This window comes from Pseudomonas sp. PS01301 (genome assembly GCF_029960215.1).
GTDB lineage: Bacteria > Pseudomonadota > Gammaproteobacteria > Pseudomonadales > Pseudomonadaceae > Aquipseudomonas > Aquipseudomonas coleopterorum.
Genome location: NZ_JASCPM010000010.1, coordinates 1 through 22,049 on the forward strand (window position 1 = coordinate 1; position 22,049 = coordinate 22,049).

The window sequence follows — 22,049 nt, forward strand, 5'->3', positions numbered from 1 at the left end:
AACTCCCGCGGCCCCCCCCGGCGGGGGGGGGCCCGGCCGCGAAACAGGCACCGCAGTGCATCAGCCAATTCGCGTTGCCTTTTTCGCGGCCGATGACCGCTCCTACGAGAGATCGCGGATGCCAGAAAAAGTCAGCCCCGGCACTAGGCCGGGGCTGAGGGTGTTACCAAGGCAAACCTTACACCAGCGAAGCGATCGCGGCGTTCAGGGTTTCACTCGGGCGCATGGCCTTGCGGGTCAGCTCGGCATCGGCGTGGTAGTAGCCACCGATGTCCACCGGCTTGCCCTGAACGGCGTTGAGCTCGGCGACGATCTTCGCCTCGTTCTCGGCCAGAGTCTTGGCCAGCGGGGCGAACTGCGCCTTGAGAGCGGCGTCGTCGTTCTGCTCGGCCAGGGCCTGGGCCCAGTACAGCGCCAGGTAGAAGTGGCTGCCGCGGTTGTCGATGTTGCCGACCTTGCGCGATGGCGACTTGTTGTTGTCGAGGAACTGGCCGGTGGCCTTGTCCAGCATTGCGGCCAGTACCAGCGCCTTGGGGTTGTCGTAGGTGCTGCCCAGGTGCTCCAGCGAAGCGGCCAGGGCCAGGAACTCACCCAGCGAATCCCAGCGCAGGAAGTTTTCTTCCACCAACTGCTGGACATGCTTGGGGGCCGAACCGCCAGCGCCGGTTTCGAACAGGCCACCGCCGTTCATCAGCGGCACGATCGACAGCATCTTGGCGCTGGTGCCCAGTTCCATGATCGGGAACAGGTCGGTCAGGTAGTCGCGCAGCACGTTGCCGGTGACGGAGATGGTGTCCTGCCCTGCGCGAATCCGCTTGAGCGAGAACGCCATGGCATCGACCGGCGACATGATCTGGATGTCCAGGCCATTGGTGTCGTGGTCCTTGAGGTACTTCTGCACCTTTTCGATCATCACGGCGTCGTGGGCGCGCGCCGGGTCGAGCCAGAACACGGCGGGGGTGCTGCTGGCGCGGGCGCGGTTGACGGCAAGCTTGACCCAATCCTGGATCGGCGCGTCCTTGGTCTGGCACATGCGGAACACGTCACCGGCTTCGACCTTCTGCTCCATGAGCACGCGGCCGTTGCTGTCGCTGACGCGAACCACGCCATCGGCGGCGATCTGGAAGGTCTTGTCGTGGGAGCCGTACTCTTCGGCTTTTTGCGCCATCAGACCGACGTTGGGCACGCTGCCCATGGTGGTCGGATCGAAGGCGCCGTGCTTCTTGCAGTCTTCGATGGCGGCCTGGTAGATGCTGGCGTAGCAGCGATCCGGGATCACCGCCTTGGTGTCCTGCAGCACGCCGTCGGCGTTCCACATCTTGCCCGAGTCACGGATCATGGCCGGCATCGAGGCATCGACGATGACGTCGCTGGGCACGTGCAGGTTGGTGATGCCTTTGTCGGAGTTGACCATGGCCAGGGCAGGGCGGGTGGCATAGACGGCCTGAACGTCGGCTTCGATCTGCGCCTGCTGTTCGGCCGGCAGCGATTTGATGCGTGCGTACAGATCGCCAATGCCGTTGTTCAGGTTGAAACCGACCTGCTCCAGCACGTCGGCGTGCTTGTCCAGCGCCTGCTGGTAGAACTCGGCGACGATCTGGCCGAACATGATCGGGTCGGAGACCTTCATCATGGTGGCCTTGAGGTGCACGGAGAACAGCACGCCTTGCTTCTTGGCGTCTTCGATCTCGGCGGCGACGAAGGCGCGCAGGGCCTTCTTGCTCAGCGCGGCGCAGTCGATGATCTCGCCGGCCAGCACCTTGGTCTTTTCCTTCAGTACGGTGGTGCTGCCGTCATTGCCGACCAGCTCGATCTTGACGCTGCCATCGGCTTCGATCAGGGCGCTTTTTTCGCTGCCGTAGAAGTCGCCGCTGCTCATGTGGGCTACATGGGACTTGGAATCGGCCGCCCAGGCACCCATCTTGTGCGGATGCTTGCGTGCGTAGTTCTTGACCGACAGCGGGGCGCGGCGGTCGGAGTTGCCTTCGCGCAGGACCGGGTTCACGGCGCTGCCCTTGACCTTGTCGTAGCGGGCGCGGGTGTCCTTGTCGGCGTCGGATTCGGCGCTGTCCGGGTAGTCGGGCAGGTCAAAGCCCTGATCCTGCAGCTCCTTGATGGCGGCCTTGAGCTGCGGTACCGAAGCACTGATGTTCGGCAGCTTGATGATGTTCGCTTCAGGCGTGGTGGCCAGGGTGCCCAGCTCGGCGAGATCGTCCGGGACGGGTTTGCCGGCCTGCAGACGCTCGGGGAAGCTTGAAAGGATGCGCGCTGCCAGGGAGATGTCGCGCGTCTCGACGGCGATGTCCGAGGAAGCGGTGAAGGCTTCGATGATCGGCAGCAGCGAATAGGTGGCCAGGGCTGGCGCTTCGTCGGTGAAGGTGTAGATGATCTTTGAGCGGGTGGGCATAATCGAATTAACTCTCTTCTTTGCTGAGCGTGCACAGAATCTCGAGATGCGCAGGATAGGCGCTTTCGCTCGTTGTCATCAATGAGGCGAAAAGTCGAGCATTCGTCGCGGTGATGTGGGATGCATCAGTAGAGCGTCAAGCGGTCGACCGGCAACAAACGGCCCCAAGAATGGCCCCAAGACAACTCGCACGAGCGGACCGGTCCGACCAGGGTGACCCTGTGGTCACTGCGGCAGTATACCACTGGTCGTGGCGATGAATACTGTGTAGGGGGCACAAAGCTGCGGCGCCGGGGCGCACTCGAAATCCAAACGCGTGAAACGAGACAGGCCATCCGTCTGGATGGCCTGTCTGTGTGTGCATCGAACCAGAAGGTGGTCCAATGACGGCGAGTAAACGCTCCGGTTGCAGGGCATGGGCCCACGGAACGCTTGCTCGCGATCACTGTGCCAGCCTGAGCATCACGCGTCTGCGGACTCCTTGGTCTGGTTGTCGGACGTGGCAGTGGCTGCTTCGGACGTTGCTGTCTGCGCCGCCTGGATTTTCACCGCGTGCAGACCCTTGGGTCCCTGGATAATGTCGAAGACCACGGCCTGACCTGCCTTCAGCGTCTTGTAGCCTTCCATCCCGATGGCGGAGAAATGGGCGAAAAGATCCTCGTCCTTGCCGTCCTCGATGATGAAGCCGTAGCCCTTGGCATTGTTGAACCACTTGACTTTACCACTGTGCATACCCATATCCCTCTGCAAAGGACTCCAGCTCTGGAGTATCATCCACTTCATGCGCAATCAATCGATTGAAAAAATTTGGTTGACTGCGCGGACCTTTCTTCCCCAATGTGGGTTCTACTGTTTGTAACACCGTTTTGCCGATAGTCAAGGTCATGCGGCGGCCGAGTCAAAATTCGGTCACAAGGTCCAACCCACTACTTCTATTCGCTCAACGATGAATCTTCTTTCCATGCATGCATTCAGTCAGATTCGACTAACCTTCAATCAAGACCGCCCGCAGTCGCACGAGGACGATTCGGCAGGCATTGCCGTTCAGGAATCCAAGCCGGCATTACAGGCCCCACCGATGTACAAGGTGGTTCTATTCAACGACGACTACACCCCGATGGATTTCGTCGTCGAAATCCTCGAGGTTTTTTTCAATCTGAATCGTGAGCTGGCGACCAAGGTCATGCTGGCCGTCCACACCGAAGGACGGGCAGTATGCGGATTGTTTACCCGAGACATCGCCGAAACAAAGGCCATGCAGGTCAACCAGTACGCCAGGGAAAGCCAGCATCCGCTACTCTGTGAAATCGAGAAGGACGGTTAACGCCGACCACTTGGGTATGAGGTGAAGCTATGTTAAACCGCGAGCTCGAAGTCACGCTCAATCTTGCCTTCAAGGAAGCGCGCTCCAAGCGTCATGAATTCATGACCGTGGAGCACCTTCTGCTGGCGCTATTGGACAACGAGGCAGCCGCCACCGTTTTGCGGGCGTGCGGCGCCAATCTCGACAAACTCAAACACGACCTGCAGGAGTTCATCGACTCCACCACGCCGTTGATCCCCGTGCATGACGAGGATCGCGAGACCCAGCCAACCCTGGGCTTCCAGCGTGTGCTGCAGCGCGCCGTGTTTCACGTGCAAAGTTCGGGCAAGCGAGAAGTCACTGGCGCTAACGTGCTGGTGGCGATCTTCAGCGAACAGGAAAGCCAGGCCGTGTTCCTGCTCAAGCAGCAGAGCGTGGCGCGGATCGATGTGGTCAACTACATCGCCCACGGCATTTCCAAGGTGCCGGGCCACGGCGACAGTTCCGAAGGCGAGCAGGAGATGCAGGATGAGGAAGGTGGTGACACCTCCACGTCGAGCAACCCGCTGGACGCCTATGCCAGCAACCTAAATGAACTGGCACGCCAGGGTCGCATCGATCCGCTGGTAGGGCGCGAGATCGAGGTCGAGCGCGTTGCGCAGATCCTCGCCCGTCGCCGCAAGAACAACCCGTTGCTGGTGGGCGAGGCAGGCGTGGGCAAGACGGCCATCGCCGAGGGCCTGGCCAAGCGCATCGTCGACAGTCAGGTGCCCGACCTGCTCGCCAACAGCGTCGTGTATTCCCTCGACCTGGGTGCGTTGCTGGCCGGCACCAAGTACCGCGGCGATTTCGAGAAGCGCTTCAAGGCGCTGCTCGGTGAGCTGAAGAAGCGTCCACAAGCTATCCTGTTCATCGACGAGATCCACACCATCATCGGTGCGGGCGCGGCGTCGGGCGGGGTGATGGACGCCTCCAACCTGCTCAAGCCGCTGCTGTCCTCCGGAGATATCCGTTGCATCGGTTCGACCACGTTCCAGGAATTCCGCGGCATCTTCGAGAAGGACCGTGCCCTGGCGCGGCGCTTCCAGAAAGTCGATGTGTCCGAGCCTTCGGTGGAAGACACCATCGGTATCCTGCGCGGCCTCAAGGGGCGTTTCGAGCAACACCACAACATCGAGTACAGCGACGAGGCGTTGCGTGCCGCTGCGGAGTTGGCTTCGCGCTACATCAATGACCGGCACATGCCCGACAAGGCCATCGACGTCATCGACGAAGCCGGTGCCTATCAGCGTCTGCAACCAGAGGCTAATCGGGTCAAGCGCATCGAAGTGCCTCAGGTCGAGGACATCGTGGCCAAGATCGCGCGGATTCCGCCAAAGCACGTGACCAGCTCCGACAAGGAACTGCTGCGTAACCTGGAGCGTGACCTCAAGCTCACCGTATTCGGCCAGGACGCTGCCATCGATTCGCTGGCCACCGCCATCAAGCTGTCCCGTGCGGGCCTCAAGGCGCCGGACAAGCCGGTCGGCTCGTTCCTGTTCGCCGGTCCCACCGGTGTGGGCAAGACCGAAGCTGCGCGGCAGTTGGCCAAGGCGCTGGGCGTGGAGTTGGTGCGCTTCGACATGTCCGAGTACATGGAGCGTCATACCGTTTCGCGTCTGATCGGTGCGCCGCCCGGCTACGTCGGTTTCGACCAGGGCGGGTTGCTGACCGAGGCCATCACCAAGCAGCCGCACTGTGTGCTGTTGCTCGATGAAATCGAGAAGGCTCACCCTGAGGTCTTCAACCTGCTGCTGCAGGTGATGGACCACGGGACCCTGACCGACAACAACGGTCGCAAGGCGGACTTCCGCAACGTGATCCTCATCATGACCACCAACGCCGGTGCCGAAACCGCTGCACGTGCCTCGATCGGGTTTACCCATCAGGACCATTCTTCGGACGCCATGGAAGTGATCAAGAAGAGTTTCACGCCCGAGTTCCGCAACCGCCTGGACACCATCATCCAGTTCGGTCGCCTGAGCCACGAAGTCATCAAGAGCGTGGTCGACAAGTTCCTCACCGAGCTTCAGGCGCAGCTGGAAGACAAGCGTGTGCAACTGGAAGTCACCGACGCCGCTCGCGGCTGGTTGGCGGCCGGTGGCTACGACGTGCAGATGGGCGCGCGGCCGATGGCGCGCTTGATTCAGGACAAGATCAAGCGGCCGTTGGCGGAAGAAATCCTGTTCGGCGAGTTGGCCGAGCACGGCGGCGTGGTGCACATCGACATCAAGGACGGCGAGCTGACCTTCGATTTCGAGACCACGGCGGAGATGGCCTAAGCGTGTGACGCGGCTCGCGCCGCTGCTACATGGGTTTGTATGATCCCTGTAGCAGCGGCGCAAGCCGCGTAGCTTTTAATGTCCAAACCCTGCGCACACAAAAACGCCCGGCAATGCCGGGCGTTTTCATGTGTCTCGGTTCAGCGAGCGCGGTAGGTGATGCGCCCTTTGCTCAAATCATAGGGCGTCAGCTCAACACGCACCTTGTCACCGGTCAGAATACGAATGTAGTTCTTGCGCATCTTGCCGGAGATATGCGCGGTTACGACGTGCCCGTTTTCCAACTCCACGCGAAACATGGTGTTGGGCAGGGTGTCGACGACAGTGCCTTCCATTTCGAAGCTGTCTTCTTTCGACATGCAGTAAAACCCTCGGTATCCAGTTGATGGCCCGGTGCAACTGCGCCAGGCAAAAGCGGCGTGCATTGTGCCCGAAAAAGGGGGCTCAAGCCAAGGGGTTCAGTTAAGAGTCACCCATCTCTGGTTGATAAGCAGCTCGATCGGGCGATATTGGGTCTTGTAATTCATCTTCTGACAGTTCTTGATCCAGTACCCCAGATAGACCGCATCCAGACTCAAGCGACGGGCTTCCTCGATCTGCCAGAGAATCGCCAGGCGGCCCAGGCTGCGGCGTTCCTCGGTCGGTTCGTAGAAGGTGTACACGGCGGACAGGCCGTTGGGCAGTACGTCGGTCACAGCAACCGCCACCAGCTTCCCCTGCAGGCGAAATTCGTAAAAGCGGGAAAAGGGCAGGTCGCGCACCAGGAAGGTCGAGAATTGATCCCGGCTGGGCGGAAACATGTCGCCATCGGCGTGACGCTGCTCGATGTAACGCTGGTACAGATCGAAATATTCTTCGGTGAAACGCGGGGTGGCGCAGGTCACCTGCACGTCGGGGTTGCGCTTGAGGATGCGTTTCTGCTGGCGTGAAGGGGTGAAACCCGCTGTTGGGATGCGCGCCGGCACGCAGGCGCTGCAGCGCTGGCAGTGCGGCCGGTAGAGATGGTCGCCGCTGCGGCGGAAACCCATTTCCGAGAGGTCAGCGTATACATTGACGTCCATCGGCTGGCTCGGATCGAGAAACAAGGTCGTGGCTTGCTCGTCGGGCAGGTAGCTGCACGAATGGGGTTGAGTGGCATAGAACTTCAAGCGCGCCAACTCAGTCATGATGAACCCTCGGAATGAAACCAGTACGTTCAGTGTATGCCAGTGCTGGATAACTCGCCTAGCGCCGCCACGTCGCGCTGTTGGGCTGGTCCAGGTATTGGCTCAGGTAGCCGGCAAATACCTCGCGGGGAATGCTTCGTGCACCCAGGCTGTGCAGATGGTCGGTCGGCATCTGGCAATCGATCAGCACGAACCCGGCTTGCTGCAGGTGTTCGACCAAGGTCACGAAACCGACCTTCGAGGCATTGTCGGCACGGCTGAACATCGACTCGCCGAAGAACAGCCGGCCCATCGCCAGGCCGTAGAGCCCGCCCACCAGCGCATCGCCGTCCCACACTTCGACCGAGTGGGCGTGACCCTGCTCGTGCAGGGCAAGGTAGGCACGTTGCATGTCGTCGGTGATCCAGGTCCCGTCCGTGTAGTTCCGTGGCCCGGCGCACTCGGCAATCACTGCCGCGAAGTCACGGTCGAACGTGACCCTGAAACGGCCCTGGCGCAGGACTTTGCGCAGGCTGCGGGAAACGTGCACTTCGGCGGGCAGCAGCACGGTGCGCGGATCGGGTGACCACCACAGAATCGGTTGGCCTTCCTCGAACCAGGGGAAGCAGCCGTGTCGGTAGGCCTGGATCAGGCGCTCGGGGCTGAGGTCGCCGCCAGCGGCGAGCAGGCCGTTGGGCTCGCGCATGGCTTTGCTCAGGGGTGGAAAGACCAATTCGTTTCGTTTGAGCCAAGTCAGCATGGTTGTTCGCTACGGCAGGGGAGGGTGGTACGGGTGGGCGATGGGTTCATCCTGCCATGATCCGGCTGGCCCGCCAACGTGCACCGCCGATGCAGCGCGGTCTTCCTGCACGATGCCGGACAGGATTGGGTGGCAGCTTTCATGTAACTTTTCTGTGCTTTTGCAGTCCCACGTGACTGTTCTTCAAGATCCGCGCGTAAGGTCTTGTCGGCAAAGGCAATGTGCGGTCGAATCAACCGGTGATTCGGCTCGACGACGGTGTCCGAAAGCGCACGGCGGCAGATGCTCACATTGCGGATGCGCGAATTGCCGACAAACCCGTACAATGCGATCTTTGCAGGGCCCGTTCCCAACCGATACTGGCCATTTGCTGTGTTTTTAGTCATTCATCAGTTGCGCGCTCCAACAGGCGCAGGAAATCAAGCGTTTTGAAGAAATCCACTGCCTCATCCGCTCCCGCATCGGTGCCTGTCTGGCGTCAGCAGATGCACTACCGCCTCAAGGAAGGCGCCCTGATCGCCATGGGCGCGCTATGTCTGTATCTGTGGATGGCGTTGTTGACCTACGACCAGACCGATCCGGGCTGGAGTCATACCAGCAGCAACATGGACCAGGTGCAGAACGCCGCCGGCCGCGCCGGTGCGTTCGCCGCCGATATCCTGTTCATGGTGCTGGGCTATTTCGCCTACATCTTCCCGCTGTTGCTGGCCGTCAAGACCTGGCAGATCTTCCGTCAGCGCCATGAGCCCTGGCAGTGGAGCGGCTGGCTGTTCTCGTGGCGCTTGATCGGTCTGGTGTTCCTGATTCTTTCCGGCGCGGCGCTGGCGCATATTCATTTCCATTCCGCCGGCAGCCTGCCGGCGTCAGCTGGGGGTGCGCTGGGCGAAAGCCTGGGCAACCTGGCGCTCAATGCACTGAACATCCAGGGCAGCACCTTGCTGTTCATCGCATTGTTCCTGTTCGGTTTGACGGTGTTCACCGACCTGTCCTGGTTCAAGGTCATGGACATGACCGGCAAGATCACCCTCGATCTGCTCGAACTCATGCAGGGCTCCGTCACCCGCTGGTGGGCGGCGCGTGCCGAACGCAAGCAACTGGTGGCCCAACTGCGCGAAGTGGACGAGCCAGCCTACGCCGCGCCGCGGATGAGCGAACCGCGGGATCTGGCCAAGCCCAAGCCCGCTCGGCCTTTGCCGGTGGAACCGACGCTGTCGAGCCAGCCGAGTCCGCAGCCTCGTCCCGTGGCGCCGATCATGCCGGCCGCCTCGGTCGCAACCAATCCTGCACCCGCTCAGATCGCGCCGAGCCAGCCTGCGCGACCTGCGGTGCCGATCAAGCCGTTGAGCGAAGAAAGCAGCCTCGGCGCATCCAGTGCCAAGCCTGCCGAGCAGAGCGCGCGGGTGCAGAAGGAGAAACAGGCGTCGTTGTTCGTCGACAGCGCCGTGCAGGGTACGCTGCCGCCGATTTCCATCCTCGACCCGGCCGAACAGAAGAAGGTCAACTACTCGCCTGAGTCGCTGGCGGCCGTCGGGCAGTTGCTGGAGGTCAAGCTCAAGGAATTCGGCGTGGAAGTGACCGTCGATTCCATTCACCCGGGCCCGGTCATCACCCGCTACGAGATTCAGCCCGCAGCCGGCGTCAAGGTCAGCCGGATTTCCAACCTGGCCAAGGACCTGGCACGCTCGCTGGCCGTGTTGAGCGTGCGGGTGGTCGAAGTCATTCCCGGCAAGACCACCGTGGGTATCGAGATTCCCAACGAAGACCGGCAGATCGTACGCTTCTCCGAAGTGCTGTCCTCGCCCCAGTACGATCAGGCCACGTCGCCCGTCACCATGGCCCTGGGTCACGACATCGGCGGCAAGCCGGTCATCACCGACCTGGCGAAGATGCCGCACCTGCTGGTAGCCGGTACCACCGGTTCCGGTAAGTCGGTGGGCGTGAACGCGATGATCCTGTCGATTCTGTTCAAGTCGGGTCCTGAAGACGCCAAGCTGATCATGATCGACCCCAAGATGCTCGAGCTGTCGATCTACGAAGGCATTCCGCATTTGCTGTGCCCGGTGGTCACCGACATGAAGGACGCGGCCAACGCGCTGCGCTGGAGCGTGGCCGAGATGGAGCGGCGCTACAAGCTCATGGCTGCCATGGGCGTGCGCAACCTGGCGGGCTTCAACCGCAAGATCAAGGATGCCGAAGAGGCTGGCGAACCGCTGAGTGACCCGCTGTACAAGCGTGAAAGCATTCACGACGAGGCGCCGTTGCTCAAGACCCTGCCGACCATCGTGGTGGTGGTGGACGAATTCGCCGACATGATGATGATCGTCGGCAAGAAGGTCGAAGAATTGATCGCGCGGATCGCCCAGAAGGCCCGTGCTGCCGGTATCCACCTGATCCTGGCCACCCAGCGACCGTCGGTGGATGTCATCACCGGCCTGATCAAGGCCAACATTCCGACCCGTATGGCGTTCCAGGTGTCGAGCAAGATCGACTCGCGGACCATCATCGACCAGGGTGGCGCCGAACAACTGCTGGGTCACGGTGACATGCTCTACATGCCGCCAGGCACCAGTCTGCCGATTCGCGTACATGGCGCCTTCGTTTCCGACGAAGAAGTGCACCGCGTGGTCGAGGCCTGGAAGCAGCGGGGCGTGCCGGATTACAACGAAGACATCCTGGCCGGCGTCGAAGAGGCCGGCAGTGGCTTCGAAAACAGCGGCGGTGGCGGTGATGGTGACGACAGCGAGAGCGATGCGCTTTACGACGAAGCGGTGAACTTCGTCCTCGAAAGCCGTCGCGCGTCCATCTCGGCGGTGCAGCGCAAGCTCAAGATCGGCTACAACCGCGCGGCGCGGATGATCGAGTCCATGGAAATGGCCGGTGTGGTCACGCCGATGAATACCAATGGCTCGCGCGAAGTGATCGCGCCGGGCCCGATGCGCGACTGATGCAACGCTCGCGCCTTACCCTAGAACGAGGATTCCCATGCGCCTGATTCGCATGCTGTTGGTTTCTGCCCTGGCCCTGTCCAGCCTGTCGGTGCATGCCGACCAGAAGGACGTGGCGCGCTTGACGCAACTGCTGGAAAAGTCCCAGACGTTGACCGCCCGCTTTTCCCAGCTGACCCTGGATGGCAGCGGTACCCAGTTGCAGGAAACCGCTGGTGAGATGGCCCTGCAGCGCCCTGGCCTGTTCAACTGGCACACCGATGCGCCCCAGGAACAGCTGATGGTTTCCGACGGCAAGAAAGTCTCGCTGTGGGACCCGGACCTGGAGCAGGTCACCATCAAGAATCTCGACCAGCGCCTGACCCAGACCCCGGCACTGCTGTTGTCCGGTGACGTGTCCAAGATCAGCCAGAGCTTCGACATCAGCGCCAAGGAAGCCGGTGACGTGATCGATTTCGTGCTCAAGCCCAAGACGCGTGACACCTTGTTCGACTCGCTGCGCCTGTCGTTCCGCAAGGGCATGATCAACGACATGCAGCTGATCGACAGCGTTGGCCAGCGCACTAATATCCTGTTCATGAACGTTAAGGCCAACGAGCCGATCGCTGCCAGCAAGTTCAAGTTCGACATCCCCAAAGGGGCGGACGTGATCCAGGAATAATTCGAGGTCGATTGCCAGCCCATGGACCTGTTTCGCAGCGATCCCATTGCCCAGCCGCTGGCTGCCCGCCTGCGCGCAAGCAACCTGGACGAATATGTCGGCCAGGAGCATCTGCTCGCCCGTGGCAAGCCGTTGCGCGAAGCGTTGGAGCAGGGCGCCCTGCACTCGATGATCTTCTGGGGTCCGCCGGGCGTGGGCAAGACCACCCTGGCGCGGCTGCTGGCGAAAGTCTCGGACGCGCACTTCGAAACCGTCTCGGCGGTGCTGGCCGGGGTCAAGGAGATTCGCCAGGCGGTCGAGGTGGCCAAGCAGCAGGCCGGTCAGTACGGCCGTCGCACGATTCTGTTCGTCGACGAAGTGCATCGCTTCAACAAGTCCCAGCAGGATGCCTTCCTGCCCTATGTGGAAGACGGCACGCTGATCTTCATCGGTGCCACCACCGAGAACCCTTCCTTCGAGCTCAATAACGCCTTGCTCTCGCGGGCTCGTGTCTACGTGCTCAAGAGCTTGGACGAGGCGGCCCTGCGGCGTCTGGTCGATCGCGCGCTGAATGAGGAGCGGGGTTTGGGCAAGCGTCGACTGCGCTTGGGTGACGAAGCCTTCGCCATGCTCATGGCGGCCGCCGACGGTGATGGGCGCCGCGTGCTCAACCTGTTGGAGAACGCGTCGGACCTTGCCGAAGACGGCGAGGAAATCGGCACCGAACTGTTGCAGAGCCTGCTGGGCGACACCCGTCGGCGTTTCGACAAGGGCGGCGAGGCGTTCTACGACCAGATTTCGGCCCTGCACAAGTCAGTGCGCGGTTCCAATCCGGATGCGTCACTGTACTGGTTCGCGCGTATGCTCGACGGCGGGTGCGATCCGCTGTATCTGGCACGTCGTGTGGTGCGCATGGCCAGCGAGGACATCGGCAATGCCGATCCGCGCGCGTTGCCCTTGTGCCTGTCGGCGTGGGACGTGCAGGAGCGCTTGGGCAGTCCGGAGGGCGAGTTGGCCGTGGCCCAGGCGATCGTCTACCTGGCGTGCGCGCCCAAGAGCAATGCTGTGTACATGGGCTTCAAGGCGGCCATGCGCGAAGCAGCCGAGCACGGTTCCCTCGAAGTGCCGCTGCACCTGCGCAACGCCCCGACCAAGTTGATGAAGCAGCTGGGCTATGGCGACGAGTACCGCTACGCCCACGACGAGCCCGACGCCTACGCGGCCGGCGAGGACTATTTCCCCGAACAACTGAGCCCGCGCCACTACTACCGACCTGTGCCCCGCGGCCTGGAATTGAAGATCGGCGAGAAGCTCAAACATCTGTCCAGCCTGGACGACAACAGCCCCCGACGGCGGAGAACCGAGTGATCCCGACCATCATCGCGGTCTCGCTGGGTGGGGTGGTCGGCACCTTGCTGCGGCTGTTTACCGCCACCTACATCAATGCGAACTGGCCACGCCTGTTCTATACCGGTACGCTGGCCGTCAATATCGTCGGCTGCCTGATCATCGGCTACCTGTACGGCCTGTTCATGATTCGCCCGGACATTCCGGTCGAAATCCGTTCGGGACTGATGGTGGGGTTCGTGGGCGGCCTGACCACCTTTTCCTCATTTTCGCTGGACACCGTGCGCTTGCTCGAAAGCGGCCAGGGACTGGTTGCCATGGGCTACTGCGCAGTGAGCGTATTCGGCGGCCTGCTGGCCACCTGGGCCGGCCTGGCACTGACTAAAATCTGACCAATACTGATAAACGAGAGACCGACATGCTCGATTCCAAACTGTTACGTAGCCAGCTTCAGGACGTAGCGGATCGCCTTGCCAGCCGTGGCTATGTCCTGGATGTGGCACGCATCGAGGCGCTGGAAGCCCAGCGCAAGACCGTGCAGACCCGCACCGAGCAACTGCAGGCCGAACGCAACGCGCTGTCCAAGTCCATTGGCCAGGTCATGAAGAGTGGCGGCGACGTCGACGCGTTGAAGGCGCAGGTCGAGTCCATCGCCGAAGAATTGGGCCGCGGCAAGGTCGAGCTGGAGCAATTGCAGGGTGAGCTGGACGGTATCGCCCTGGGCATTCCCAACCTGCCCCACGAATCGGTCCCGGTCGGCGAAGACGAAGACGGCAACGTCGAAGTCCGTCGCTGGGGTACGCCTGCCACCTTCGACTTCCCGGTGCAGGACCACGTCGCGCTGGGTGGCAAGACCGGCGGCCTGGATTTCGAAACGGCGGCCAAGCTGTCCGGCGCGCGCTTTGCCATCATGCGCGGCCCGATCGCTCGCCTGCACCGTGCCCTGGCGCAGTTCATGATCAACCTGCACGTCAGCGAGCATGGCTACGAAGAAGCCTACACCCCGTACCTGGTCCAGGCACCGGCCTTGCAGGGCACCGGCCAGCTGCCCAAGTTCGAGGAAGACTTGTTCAAGATCAGCCGTGACGGCGAGGCCGATCTGTATCTGATTCCTACGGCTGAAGTGTCGCTGACCAACATCGTGGCCGGCGAGATCCTCGACGTCAAACAGCTGCCCCTCAAGTTCGTTGCCCATACGCCGTGCTTCCGCAGCGAAGCCGGTGCGTCGGGGCGCGACACCCGCGGCATGATCCGCCAGCACCAGTTCGACAAGGTCGAGATGGTCCAGGTGGTCGAGCCGTCCAAGTCCATGGAAGCGCTGGAAAGCCTGACTGCCAACGCCGAACGCGTGTTGCAGGCCCTGGAGCTGCCGTACCGCGTCCTGGCGCTGTGCACCGGCGACATGGGTTTCAGCGCCGTGAAGACCTACGACCTGGAAGTCTGGGTGCCGAGCCAGGACAAGTACCGCGAGATTTCCTCGTGTTCCAACACCGGTGATTTCCAGGCGCGCCGCATGCAGGCCCGCTTCCGCAATCCGGAAACCGGCAAGCCTGAACTGGTGCACACCTTGAACGGCTCCGGCCTGGCGGTCGGTCGTACCCTGGTGGCGGTGCTGGAAAACTATCAGCAGGCCGACGGCAGCATCCGCGTGCCCGAGGTTCTCAAGCCTTACATGGGCGGCCTCGAGGTCATCGGCTAAATGGAGTTCCTACCGCTTTTCCACAAACTGCGCGACAGCCAGGTCCTGGTGGTGGGCGGGGGCGAGATCGCCCTGCGCAAGTCGCGCCTGCTGGCCGAAGCGGGCGCGGTGCTGCGGGTGGTTGCGCCGAGCATCGATCCGCAACTGGCCGAGCTGGTGCGCGGCAGCGGCGGACAGATGCTCGACCGAGGCTACCTGAGCCACGACCTGGACGGCTGTCAGCTGGTGATTGCCGCCACCGACGATGAACCGCTCAACGCCCAGGTGTCGGCCGATGCCCGCGCGCGCTGCGTCCCGGTCAACGTGGTCGACTCTCCGGCGCTGTGCACGGTGATCTTCCCAGCCATCGTCGATCGCTCGCCGTTGGTGGTGGCGGTCTCCAGTGGGGGGGACGCGCCCGTGCTGGCCCGTCTGATCCGCGCCAAGCTGGAAACCTGGATTCCCTCGACCTATGGCGAGCTGGCCGGCCTGGCGGCGCGCTTTCGGCAGAAGGTCAAGGCGTTGTACCCGGACGTCACTCAGCGCCGTGCGTTCTGGGAGGAAGTGTTCCAGGGCCCAATCGCCGACCGTCAACTGGCCGGGCAGGGCGCCGAGGCCGAGCGCATGCTGCAGGCCAAGGTCGACGGCGCGCCGCCCCATGCGCCCGGTGAGGTGTACCTGGTGGGCGCGGGGCCGGGCGATCCGGACCTGCTGACCTTTCGCGCGCTGCGCTTGATGCAGCAGGCCGATGTGGTGCTGTACGACCGCCTGGTCGCGCCGGCGATTCTCGATTTGTGCCGCCGCGACGCCGAGCGTGTGTACGTCGGCAAGCGTCGCGCCGAGCACGCCCTGCCGCAGGAACAGATCAATCAGCAGCTCGTGGCGCTGGCCCAGCAGGGTAAGCGTGTGCTGCGCCTCAAAGGCGGCGATCCGTTCATCTTCGGTCGTGGCGGTGAAGAGATCGAAGAGCTCGCCGCTCACGGTATTCCCTTCCAGGTGGTGCCCGGCATCACTGCGGCCAGTGGTTGTGCGGCCTATGCCGGGATTCCGCTGACCCACCGCGACTACGCGCAATCGGTGCGCTTCGTCACCGGGCACCTCAAGAACAACACCAGCGACTTGCCCTGGCACGATCTGGTGTCACCGGGGCAGACGCTGGTGTTCTACATGGGCCTGATCGGTTTGCCGATCATCTGTGAAGAGTTGATCCGCCACGGGCGTGGCGCGGATACACCGGCGGCGTTGATCCAGCAGGGCACCACGGTGAACCAGCGGGTGTTCACCGGCACGCTGGCGGATCTGCCACGCATGGTTGCCGAGCACGAAGTGCACGCTCCAACCTTGGTGATCGTGGGTGAAGTAGTGGTACTGCGGGAAAAGCTCGCCTGGTTCGACGGCGCGCAATACCGTTGAGCAGACGCTGCCGATCAACGCCGGCGCACGCCGGCGATGATCGGTGTGCCGCTGTGCGGATCACGCAACAGCTCGCATTTCACGCCGTATAGCCGTTCGATCAATGCCGAGGTCACCACCTCTGCCGGTGGGCCTTCGGCAACGATCCGTCCATCGTGCATGGCCACCAGATGATCGGCGTAGCGGCAAGCGCTGGAAATGTCGTGCACCACCATGACCACGGTCTTGCCGACGGCGGCGAGGTCGCGAATCAGTTCCAACACTTCAATCTGATGGCCCAGATCCAGGGCAGACGTCGGCTCGTCCAGCAGGAGCAGAGGTGTGGCCTGGGCGATCGCCATGGCGATCCAGGCGCGTTGCCGCTGGCCGCCGGACATCGACTCCAGAGGGCGGTCGGCCAGCGCTTGCAGGTCGGCGACCGCCAGCGCGGCCTCGACGATACGCTGGTCGTGCTCGGACCACTGGCGCAGCGGGCCCTGATGGGGTTGTCGACCGAAGCGAATCAGCTCCTGGACCGTCAAGCCATCGGGCGCCGAAGCGTCCTGAGGCAACAGGGCCAGGCGCTGGGCGACCTGCCGGGTCGGCAGGCGGGCGATGTCCCGGCCGTCGAGCACCACCGCGCCGTGGCTGGCCTTGTGCAGCCGACAGAGCCCGGCAAGCAGGGTCGACTTGCCGCATCCGTTGGGGCCGACGATGGCGGTGACCCGTCGCATGGGCACGTCCAGGGACAGGCGCTCGATCACGGCTGTGCGGCCATAGCCCAGGCTCAGGTCCTGCGCGTTCAGGCGGGCAGGTTCAGCGTTGGCATCCAGCAGGGCCGGGTCCAGACTCATGGGGTGCTCCGTAAGGGTTGGCGGATCAGAATCCACAGCAGATAGGGGCCGCCGACGACGGCGGTGACGATGCCCACCGGGATTTCCACCGGCGCCAGGACGGTGCGGCCACTCCAGTCGGCGCAGACCATGAGCAGGGCGCCGGCCAGCCCGGCATTGACGACGGCGACGCCGCGGTGCCCGGACAGGTAGCGCGCCATCTCCGGCGCAGCCAGTGCGATCAGTCCGACTGGCCCGACCACGGCCACGGCCAGGCCGGTCAGCAGGACCGTCAGGGCCAGGATCAGCAGGCGCACCCGTGCCACGTCGATGCCCAGGCCGCGGGCCACGCTGTCGTTGAAGCGCAGGGTGGCCAGTGCCCGGTTCAGTCCTTTCGCGCAGGGAATTGCCAACAGCAATGCAATGCCCAGCAGTTGCACCGCCAGCCATGGTCGGGCGCTGAGGCTGCCGACGGTCCAGGGGTAGGCCTGGTTGGCGCTGTCGAGGTCGGTGCGCGCGAGCATCAGGTTGGTCAGCGCGCCGAACACCGCCCCAACGCCAATGCCCACGACGATGAACCGATACCCCCGTGCGCCGCTGCCACCGGCCAGGCCGAAGGCCAGCGCGGCGGCGGTCATGGCGCCGATCAGTGCCAGGGCGGGCGGTGCGAGGCTGGTGGGCACGGCCACGATGGAGGCGACGGCGAACGCCGTGGCACCGTCGTCGATGCCAATCACGCCGGGGGTGGCCAGGCGATTGCGCGCCAGCGTCTGCAACAGGCAGCCGGCGATGCCCAGCGCGGCGCCGGTAAACAGCCCGGCCAGCAGTCGCTCCAGCCGCAGTTCGCGGACCAGGAAAACCTGCATCGGCTCACCGACCCCGAACAGGGCGCGCACTGCGCTGATGGCGTCGATGTCGGCTGAACCGCTGGCCAGACTCAGCGCGCCGGCCAGCACCAAGGCCAGGCTCAGGATCAGGCCTGCCAGACAGGCGCGGCGGTCGACCAGCACCGACCAGTTGCCGCTGCGCAGCAGCCAGTGGCCTGGAGGGATCGAGCGCTTCACAGGCGCGGCATCCGCTGTCCGCGAACCACGGCGATCAGAATCGGCGCGCCGATGAACGCGGTGATGACCCCGATGGGCAGTTCGTAGGGGCGCACGGTCAGGCGCGAAATGATGTCGGCGCTGATCAGTACGCAGGGGCCGAGCAACAAGGCCGGTAACAAGGTGCGGCGGATGTCCGGTCCGACCAGGCGGCGTGCCATGAACGGCACGATCAGGCCGACGAAGCCGATTGGCCCCGCTGCGGCCGTGGCCGTACCCACCAGTATCGCCACGGCAACCAGGGCCCACAGGCGGGTCAATTGCGGATGGTGGCCTAGCCCGGCGGCCACGCGCTCGCCCAAGGCCAGGCTGGCCAGTGGCCGGATTACCGGAAGCAATAGCAGCAATCCGCCGATCACACCGGGTAGGCTCCAGAGGACGGTGTCGCCGGAGCGACCGGCGAGGGCGCCGATGACCCAGAAGCGGATCTCGTCGGCACTGCGCTGATCGTGCAGCAGGATCAGCGAAGTCAAGGCCGCCAGCAGGCTGCTGAACGCCGCGCCTGCCAGTACCAGCCGCACCGGGTCGTCGCCCAGGCTGCCGACGCGGCTGACCAGCAGCACCAGCGCACAGCCCACCAGCGCGCCGGCGACGGCAACGCCGAGGTTGACCGTCGCCGAGCTCGCGCCCAGGGCGACGGCGATCACCACGGCCAGCGAAGCACCGGCACTGACGCCGAGCATGCCGGGCTCAGCCAGGGGGTTGCGCGTGGTCGCCTGCAGCACGATGCCCGCCGCACCCAGCGCGGCACCGACCAGCAGGCCGAGCAGGGTTCGCGGCCAACGCAGCTGGAACAGCACGAAGCGCTCCTCGCTGCTGCCCTGGCCCAACAAGGTGGACAGCGCACGCCAGGGCCCGGCGTCGCCGGCCCCCAACAGCAGGCTCGTCACCATGACGAGCGCCAGCAGGGTGGCACACCGATACACCCTCCAGCGGTAGCGGTTGACCAGGGTTGGCGCGGGCAGGGTTTGGGTCATGAACAGAACCGGGCCTAGGGGGCGAGGATGCGCTGCAGGTCGTCCAGCACCTTGTGCGCGGCCAATGGCCCCGAGCCGCTGGCCCAGACCTGACCGTCGACGGTCGCCACGTGGTTCTGCCGCACGGCGTGCAGACGCGTGAACGCCGGTTGCTGGCGTGCCGCTTCCAGGGCGCTGGCACCGTCGGCGTTCAGGCTGGCGACGAACAGCCAGTCGGCGTCGATCCGGCTCAGGTTTTCCAGGCTGAGGACATCGCTGTGCGGCCCTTTCAGGCCGTTGGCCAGTTCGGTGGTCTGCAATCCGACCTTGTGCAGCATCTGCCCGACGAAGATCCGGCCGGACATGGCGATCGGGCCTTGTGGGTTCCAGCGCACCACAGAGACTCGCTGTTCGGCGGGCAGACGCGCCTTGAGCTCGGCGGCGCGCTGGTCGATGGCGGCGAGCACCTGCTGGCCTTGCGCCTGACGATCCAGGGCCAGCGCATAGAACGCGGTGGTGGCCTGCCAGTCGTTCATGCTCGAGTTCTTCGACGCCACGGTCGGCGCGATGCGGCTATAGGTGGCGAACAGTTCCTGACTGACGCCGGCAGGCGCCAGGATCAGGTCGGGCGCCAGCTTGAGGATGGCCTCCAGATTCGGCGCCCGCGCCGTACCGACGATCTGTGGCTGGCCGGCGCGTTCCTGCAGGTAGGCCGAGACCTGATCGCTGCCGCGGGTCGAAACGGTACCCACCGGTTGCACGCCAACCGCCAGCGCGGCGTCCAGGCTGCTCTCGTCGAGGGTGATCACCCGGGTGGGCGAGCCTTGCAGGGTGACGGGCCCATAGGGCGTGTCGAGGGTGCGTGGTGCGGCCAGGGCCCAGGTGCTGGCGAGCAGGGTGCAGAGCGCGAGGCAAAGGGGCTTGAGCATGGTTCAGACTCTTCTTAGAACGAGGTGGTGACGGACGCGAAGTAGGCGCGTCCGGGTTCGTTGTAGGTCTGGGCGCCGGCCGAACTGGCGCCGCCTTCACGGTACTGGCGCTTGTCGAACAGGTTGTTCACACCGACCCGCACACTCAAATGTTCGTTGAACGCATAGCCGCTGCTCAGCCCGGCAATCGCGTAGGGAGCGACGTCTTTCTGGGCCAGGTCGTCGTAGACCGCACCGGTACGGGTATTGAGCGATGGCGCTTCCTGCTTGCCGAACCAGGTAGCGTTGGCCTGGAACGACAGTTTTTCGCTGGCCTGCCAGTCCAGAGTGGTGTTGAGGGTGTACTTGGGGATCACGCTGAGCGGCTCCCCGGTATCACGGTTCTCGGACTCGATCATGTAGGTCAGGTTGGTGTTCCAGTCCAGCTCGGGGGTGAGGGTGATGAACAGGTTGCCTTCCACGCCCTCGACCACCGCCTTGCCCGAGTTCTCCCATTGCAGCACGCGAGCGCCGCTGTTCAGGCGGTAGAGCGGGTCGATCCCGCCGACGATCTTGTTCTTGTAGTCATTGCGGAAGTAGGTCGCGCTGGTGCGCCAGGTGCCCTTGTCGTAAGCCAGCCCCAGCTCCTTGTTGACGCTGATTTCGGGCACCAGGTTTTCATTGCCCACCAGGTAGCAGCCGCCGTTGTTGGTCTGGGCGATGCTGCAACCCTGGCCACGGCTGTACAGCAGGTAGTTGGGATTGGACTGGTAGAGGTTGGGCGCCTTGTAGGCACGCGCGATGCCGCCCTTGAGGGTCAGATCGTCGGTCAGCTTGTGCGAGGCGTTCAGGCTGGGGCTGAAGTTGTCGCCGAAGGTCTCGTGGTGGTCGTAGCGCAGGCCCGGAGTGACGATGGTATCGGGCGTCGCCTCGATGTTGTCTTCCACGAACACGGCGAAACTGCGCGCGGTGATCTTGTCGGTGCTGCGGTCCACGCCCAGGGCGCCTGCGGCACCGCCATTGCCGTCAAACGATTGCGAACTGAGGGCGCCAGGGTCGCTCATCGACTCGTACAGGTACTCACCGCCCAGGGTGAGGACCTGCTCTGCGCCCCAGCTCAGGGGCAGGTTGACCTCGCTCGCCGCGCGGGTGTTGCGCAACCGTGATTCGAAGCGTCCGGAGCCGTTGGGCGCGCCCTCCGGGCCACCGGCGAGGCCTTCGCGCAGGCGGTTGTTGCGGGTGAAGTCATAGGTCAGGGAAGACTGGCTGCTGCCCCACTCATAGTCGCCGTGGTGGGTGATGCCGAAGCTCGAGCGGTGCAGTACGTTGCTCTCCTTGCCCAGCTGGCTGTTGACGAAGTCGCTGCCGACGTTGTTCATCGTGTCACCGGTGTAGATATTGCCCTGGCGACTGTAGCTGGCTTCCAGGTCCACGGTGTTCTCGGGGTCGAGCTTCCAGCTCAGCAGGCCGTTGACGTCCTTGTTGCGTACGCCTTCGCGACCGGCGACCAACGAGCCGGGATCGGCCTGGTAGCTGCTGTTGATGTCGGCGTCGTCGGCATCGGTCTTGTTCGCGCTGCCATACACACGGAAGATCAGATCATCGGTCAGCGGTCCGCTGAGGTTGAAGTTGGCCCGCTTGCCGGCGCCCTCGGCGCTGTCTTCGGGTTGCAGGGCGTAGACGGTCATCGACCCGTGCAATTCGTCGGTCGGCCGTTTGGTGATGATGTTGACCACGCCACCCATGGCCCCGGAGCCATAGCGCGCTGCGGCCGGACCCCGGAGGATCTCGACGCGTTCGACTTCCTCGGCCGGTACCCAGTTGGTTTCGCCACGGGTGTCGCGGTCGCCGTTCCAGCCGTAGCGCACGGCGTTGCGCGACGAGGACGGCTTGCCGTCGATGAGGATCAGGGTGTTCTCCGGGCCCATGCCGCGCAGGTCGATCTGGCGGTTGTTGCCGCGGTTGCCGCTGGCGCTGTTGCCGGTCAGGTTGACACCCGGCTCGCGACGAATGATTTCCGACAGGTCGTTGGTGGGCGGGCGCTTCTTGATGTCCTCGGCGGTGATGATCGACACCCCGGGTGCCTGCTTGAGCTCCTGCGCTGCGGTTCCCAGAATCCGGGTTTCCTCGAGCTGCAAGGCCTGCTCGCTGCCATCCACGGGCAGGTCGGTAGGTTGAACCGGGATACGCTGGGAATTCGTGGATGCCGATTCGGCAAAGGTCGGGGGTGCAAGCGCGGCCAGCAAGGCGACGGACAGGTGGCTCAAGTTCAAGCGCATCGGGGCTCTCCAGCAATTCAGTGGCGTGACGA

The 22,049-nt window shown here is 63.7% G+C and carries 18 protein-coding genes; 8 read left to right on the forward strand and 10 right to left on the reverse strand.

Annotation, left to right across the window (positions count from 1 at the left end; genetic code table 11):
- Positions 1–178: 178 nt before the first annotated feature.
- Together QMX89_RS07305 and cspD are read right to left on the reverse strand one after the other, a co-directional pair.
- Entirely contained in the window at positions 179–2,407 is a 2,229-nt protein-coding gene (locus QMX89_RS07305; protein WP_282347626.1) for an NADP-dependent isocitrate dehydrogenase, read from the reverse strand.
- Between the two features lie 462 nt (positions 2,408–2,869).
- On the reverse strand, positions 2,870–3,139 hold the full coding sequence (gene cspD, locus QMX89_RS07310; RefSeq protein ID WP_049860221.1) for a cold shock domain-containing protein CspD: 270 nt from the start codon (positions 3,137–3,139) through the stop codon (positions 2,870–2,872).
- A 229-nt stretch (positions 3,140–3,368) separates the two neighbouring features.
- On the opposite strand from cspD, the gene clpS reads away from it, so the two are divergent.
- Positions 3,369–3,731, forward strand: coding sequence for an ATP-dependent Clp protease adapter ClpS (gene clpS, locus QMX89_RS07315; protein WP_043190060.1), 363 nt, complete (start codon positions 3,369–3,371; stop codon positions 3,729–3,731).
- Between the two features lie 29 nt (positions 3,732–3,760).
- Positions 3,761–6,031, forward strand: a complete 2,271-nt coding sequence (gene clpA, locus QMX89_RS07320) for an ATP-dependent Clp protease ATP-binding subunit ClpA (RefSeq protein WP_049860104.1) — start codon at positions 3,761–3,763, stop codon at positions 6,029–6,031.
- 140 nt (positions 6,032–6,171) lie between these two features.
- Here the strand turns inward: clpA and infA are convergent, their stop codons facing one another.
- From infA to aat, 3 genes are all read right to left on the reverse strand, one after another.
- Positions 6,172–6,390: a translation initiation factor IF-1 gene (gene infA, locus QMX89_RS07325; RefSeq protein WP_002553999.1), complete on the reverse strand. Its 219-nt coding sequence runs from the start codon at positions 6,388–6,390 to the stop codon at positions 6,172–6,174.
- A gap of 99 nt (positions 6,391–6,489) precedes the next feature.
- Positions 6,490–7,197 carry an arginyltransferase gene (locus tag QMX89_RS07330; protein ID WP_049860105.1) on the reverse strand — a complete coding sequence of 236 codons (708 nt, stop codon included), beginning with the start codon at positions 7,195–7,197 and terminating at the stop codon, positions 6,490–6,492.
- A 58-nt stretch (positions 7,198–7,255) separates the two neighbouring features.
- Positions 7,256–7,936: a leucyl/phenylalanyl-tRNA--protein transferase gene (gene aat, locus QMX89_RS07335; RefSeq protein ID WP_049860106.1), complete on the reverse strand. Its 681-nt coding sequence runs from the start codon at positions 7,934–7,936 to the stop codon at positions 7,256–7,258.
- A gap of 428 nt (positions 7,937–8,364) precedes the next feature.
- On the opposite strand from aat, the gene QMX89_RS07340 reads away from it, so the two are divergent.
- From QMX89_RS07340 to cysG, 6 genes are read left to right on the forward strand one after another with little or no spacing between them, the layout of a single operon-like run.
- Positions 8,365–10,881, forward strand: a complete 2,517-nt coding sequence (locus QMX89_RS07340; protein ID WP_082223614.1) for a DNA translocase FtsK — start codon at positions 8,365–8,367, stop codon at positions 10,879–10,881.
- Between the two features lie 37 nt (positions 10,882–10,918).
- Positions 10,919–11,542: an outer membrane lipoprotein chaperone LolA gene (lolA, locus tag QMX89_RS07345; RefSeq protein ID WP_049860108.1), complete on the forward strand. Its 624-nt coding sequence runs from the start codon at positions 10,919–10,921 to the stop codon at positions 11,540–11,542.
- 21 nt (positions 11,543–11,563) lie between these two features.
- Positions 11,564–12,889: a replication-associated recombination protein A gene (locus QMX89_RS07350; protein ID WP_049860109.1), complete on the forward strand. Its 1,326-nt coding sequence runs from the start codon at positions 11,564–11,566 to the stop codon at positions 12,887–12,889.
- Positions 12,886–13,260 (forward strand): fluoride efflux transporter CrcB, encoded by a 375-nt coding sequence (gene crcB, locus QMX89_RS07355; RefSeq protein WP_049860110.1) that lies wholly within the window; start codon positions 12,886–12,888, stop codon positions 13,258–13,260. The genes QMX89_RS07350 and crcB overlap by 4 nt, the downstream gene beginning before the upstream one ends.
- Before the next feature lie 26 nt (positions 13,261–13,286).
- Positions 13,287–14,567 (forward strand): serine--tRNA ligase, encoded by a 1,281-nt coding sequence (gene serS / locus QMX89_RS07360; RefSeq protein WP_049860111.1) that lies wholly within the window; start codon positions 13,287–13,289, stop codon positions 14,565–14,567.
- Positions 14,568–15,959, forward strand: a complete 1,392-nt coding sequence (gene cysG / locus QMX89_RS07365; protein WP_049860112.1) for a siroheme synthase CysG — start codon at positions 14,568–14,570, stop codon at positions 15,957–15,959.
- A 14-nt stretch (positions 15,960–15,973) separates the two neighbouring features.
- Here cysG and QMX89_RS07370 read toward each other — a convergent pair whose 3' ends face one another.
- The 5 genes from QMX89_RS07370 to QMX89_RS07390 are packed head-to-tail and all read right to left on the reverse strand — an operon-like array spanning position 15,974 to position 22,017.
- A complete protein-coding gene (locus tag QMX89_RS07370) occupies positions 15,974–16,792 on the reverse strand; it encodes an ABC transporter ATP-binding protein (protein WP_282347629.1) in 819 nt (272 codons plus the stop codon).
- The gene (locus QMX89_RS07375) at positions 16,789–17,835 is read right to left on the reverse strand and encodes an iron chelate uptake ABC transporter family permease subunit (protein ID WP_282347630.1); all 1,047 of its coding nucleotides are present in this window, start codon (positions 17,833–17,835) and stop codon (positions 16,789–16,791) included. Before QMX89_RS07375 ends, QMX89_RS07370 begins: the two co-directional genes overlap by 4 nt.
- Positions 17,832–18,851: an iron ABC transporter permease gene (locus QMX89_RS07380; protein WP_282347631.1), complete on the reverse strand. Its 1,020-nt coding sequence runs from the start codon at positions 18,849–18,851 to the stop codon at positions 17,832–17,834. The genes QMX89_RS07375 and QMX89_RS07380 overlap by 4 nt, the downstream gene beginning before the upstream one ends.
- Positions 18,852–18,865: 14 nt before the next feature.
- Positions 18,866–19,759 (reverse strand): iron-siderophore ABC transporter substrate-binding protein, encoded by an 894-nt coding sequence (locus tag QMX89_RS07385; protein ID WP_049860115.1) that lies wholly within the window; start codon positions 19,757–19,759, stop codon positions 18,866–18,868.
- Positions 19,760–19,773: 14 nt separating this feature from the next.
- Positions 19,774–22,017: a FepA family TonB-dependent siderophore receptor gene (locus tag QMX89_RS07390; protein WP_282347633.1), complete on the reverse strand. Its 2,244-nt coding sequence runs from the start codon at positions 22,015–22,017 to the stop codon at positions 19,774–19,776.
- Between the last annotated feature and the right edge of the window lie 32 nt (positions 22,018–22,049).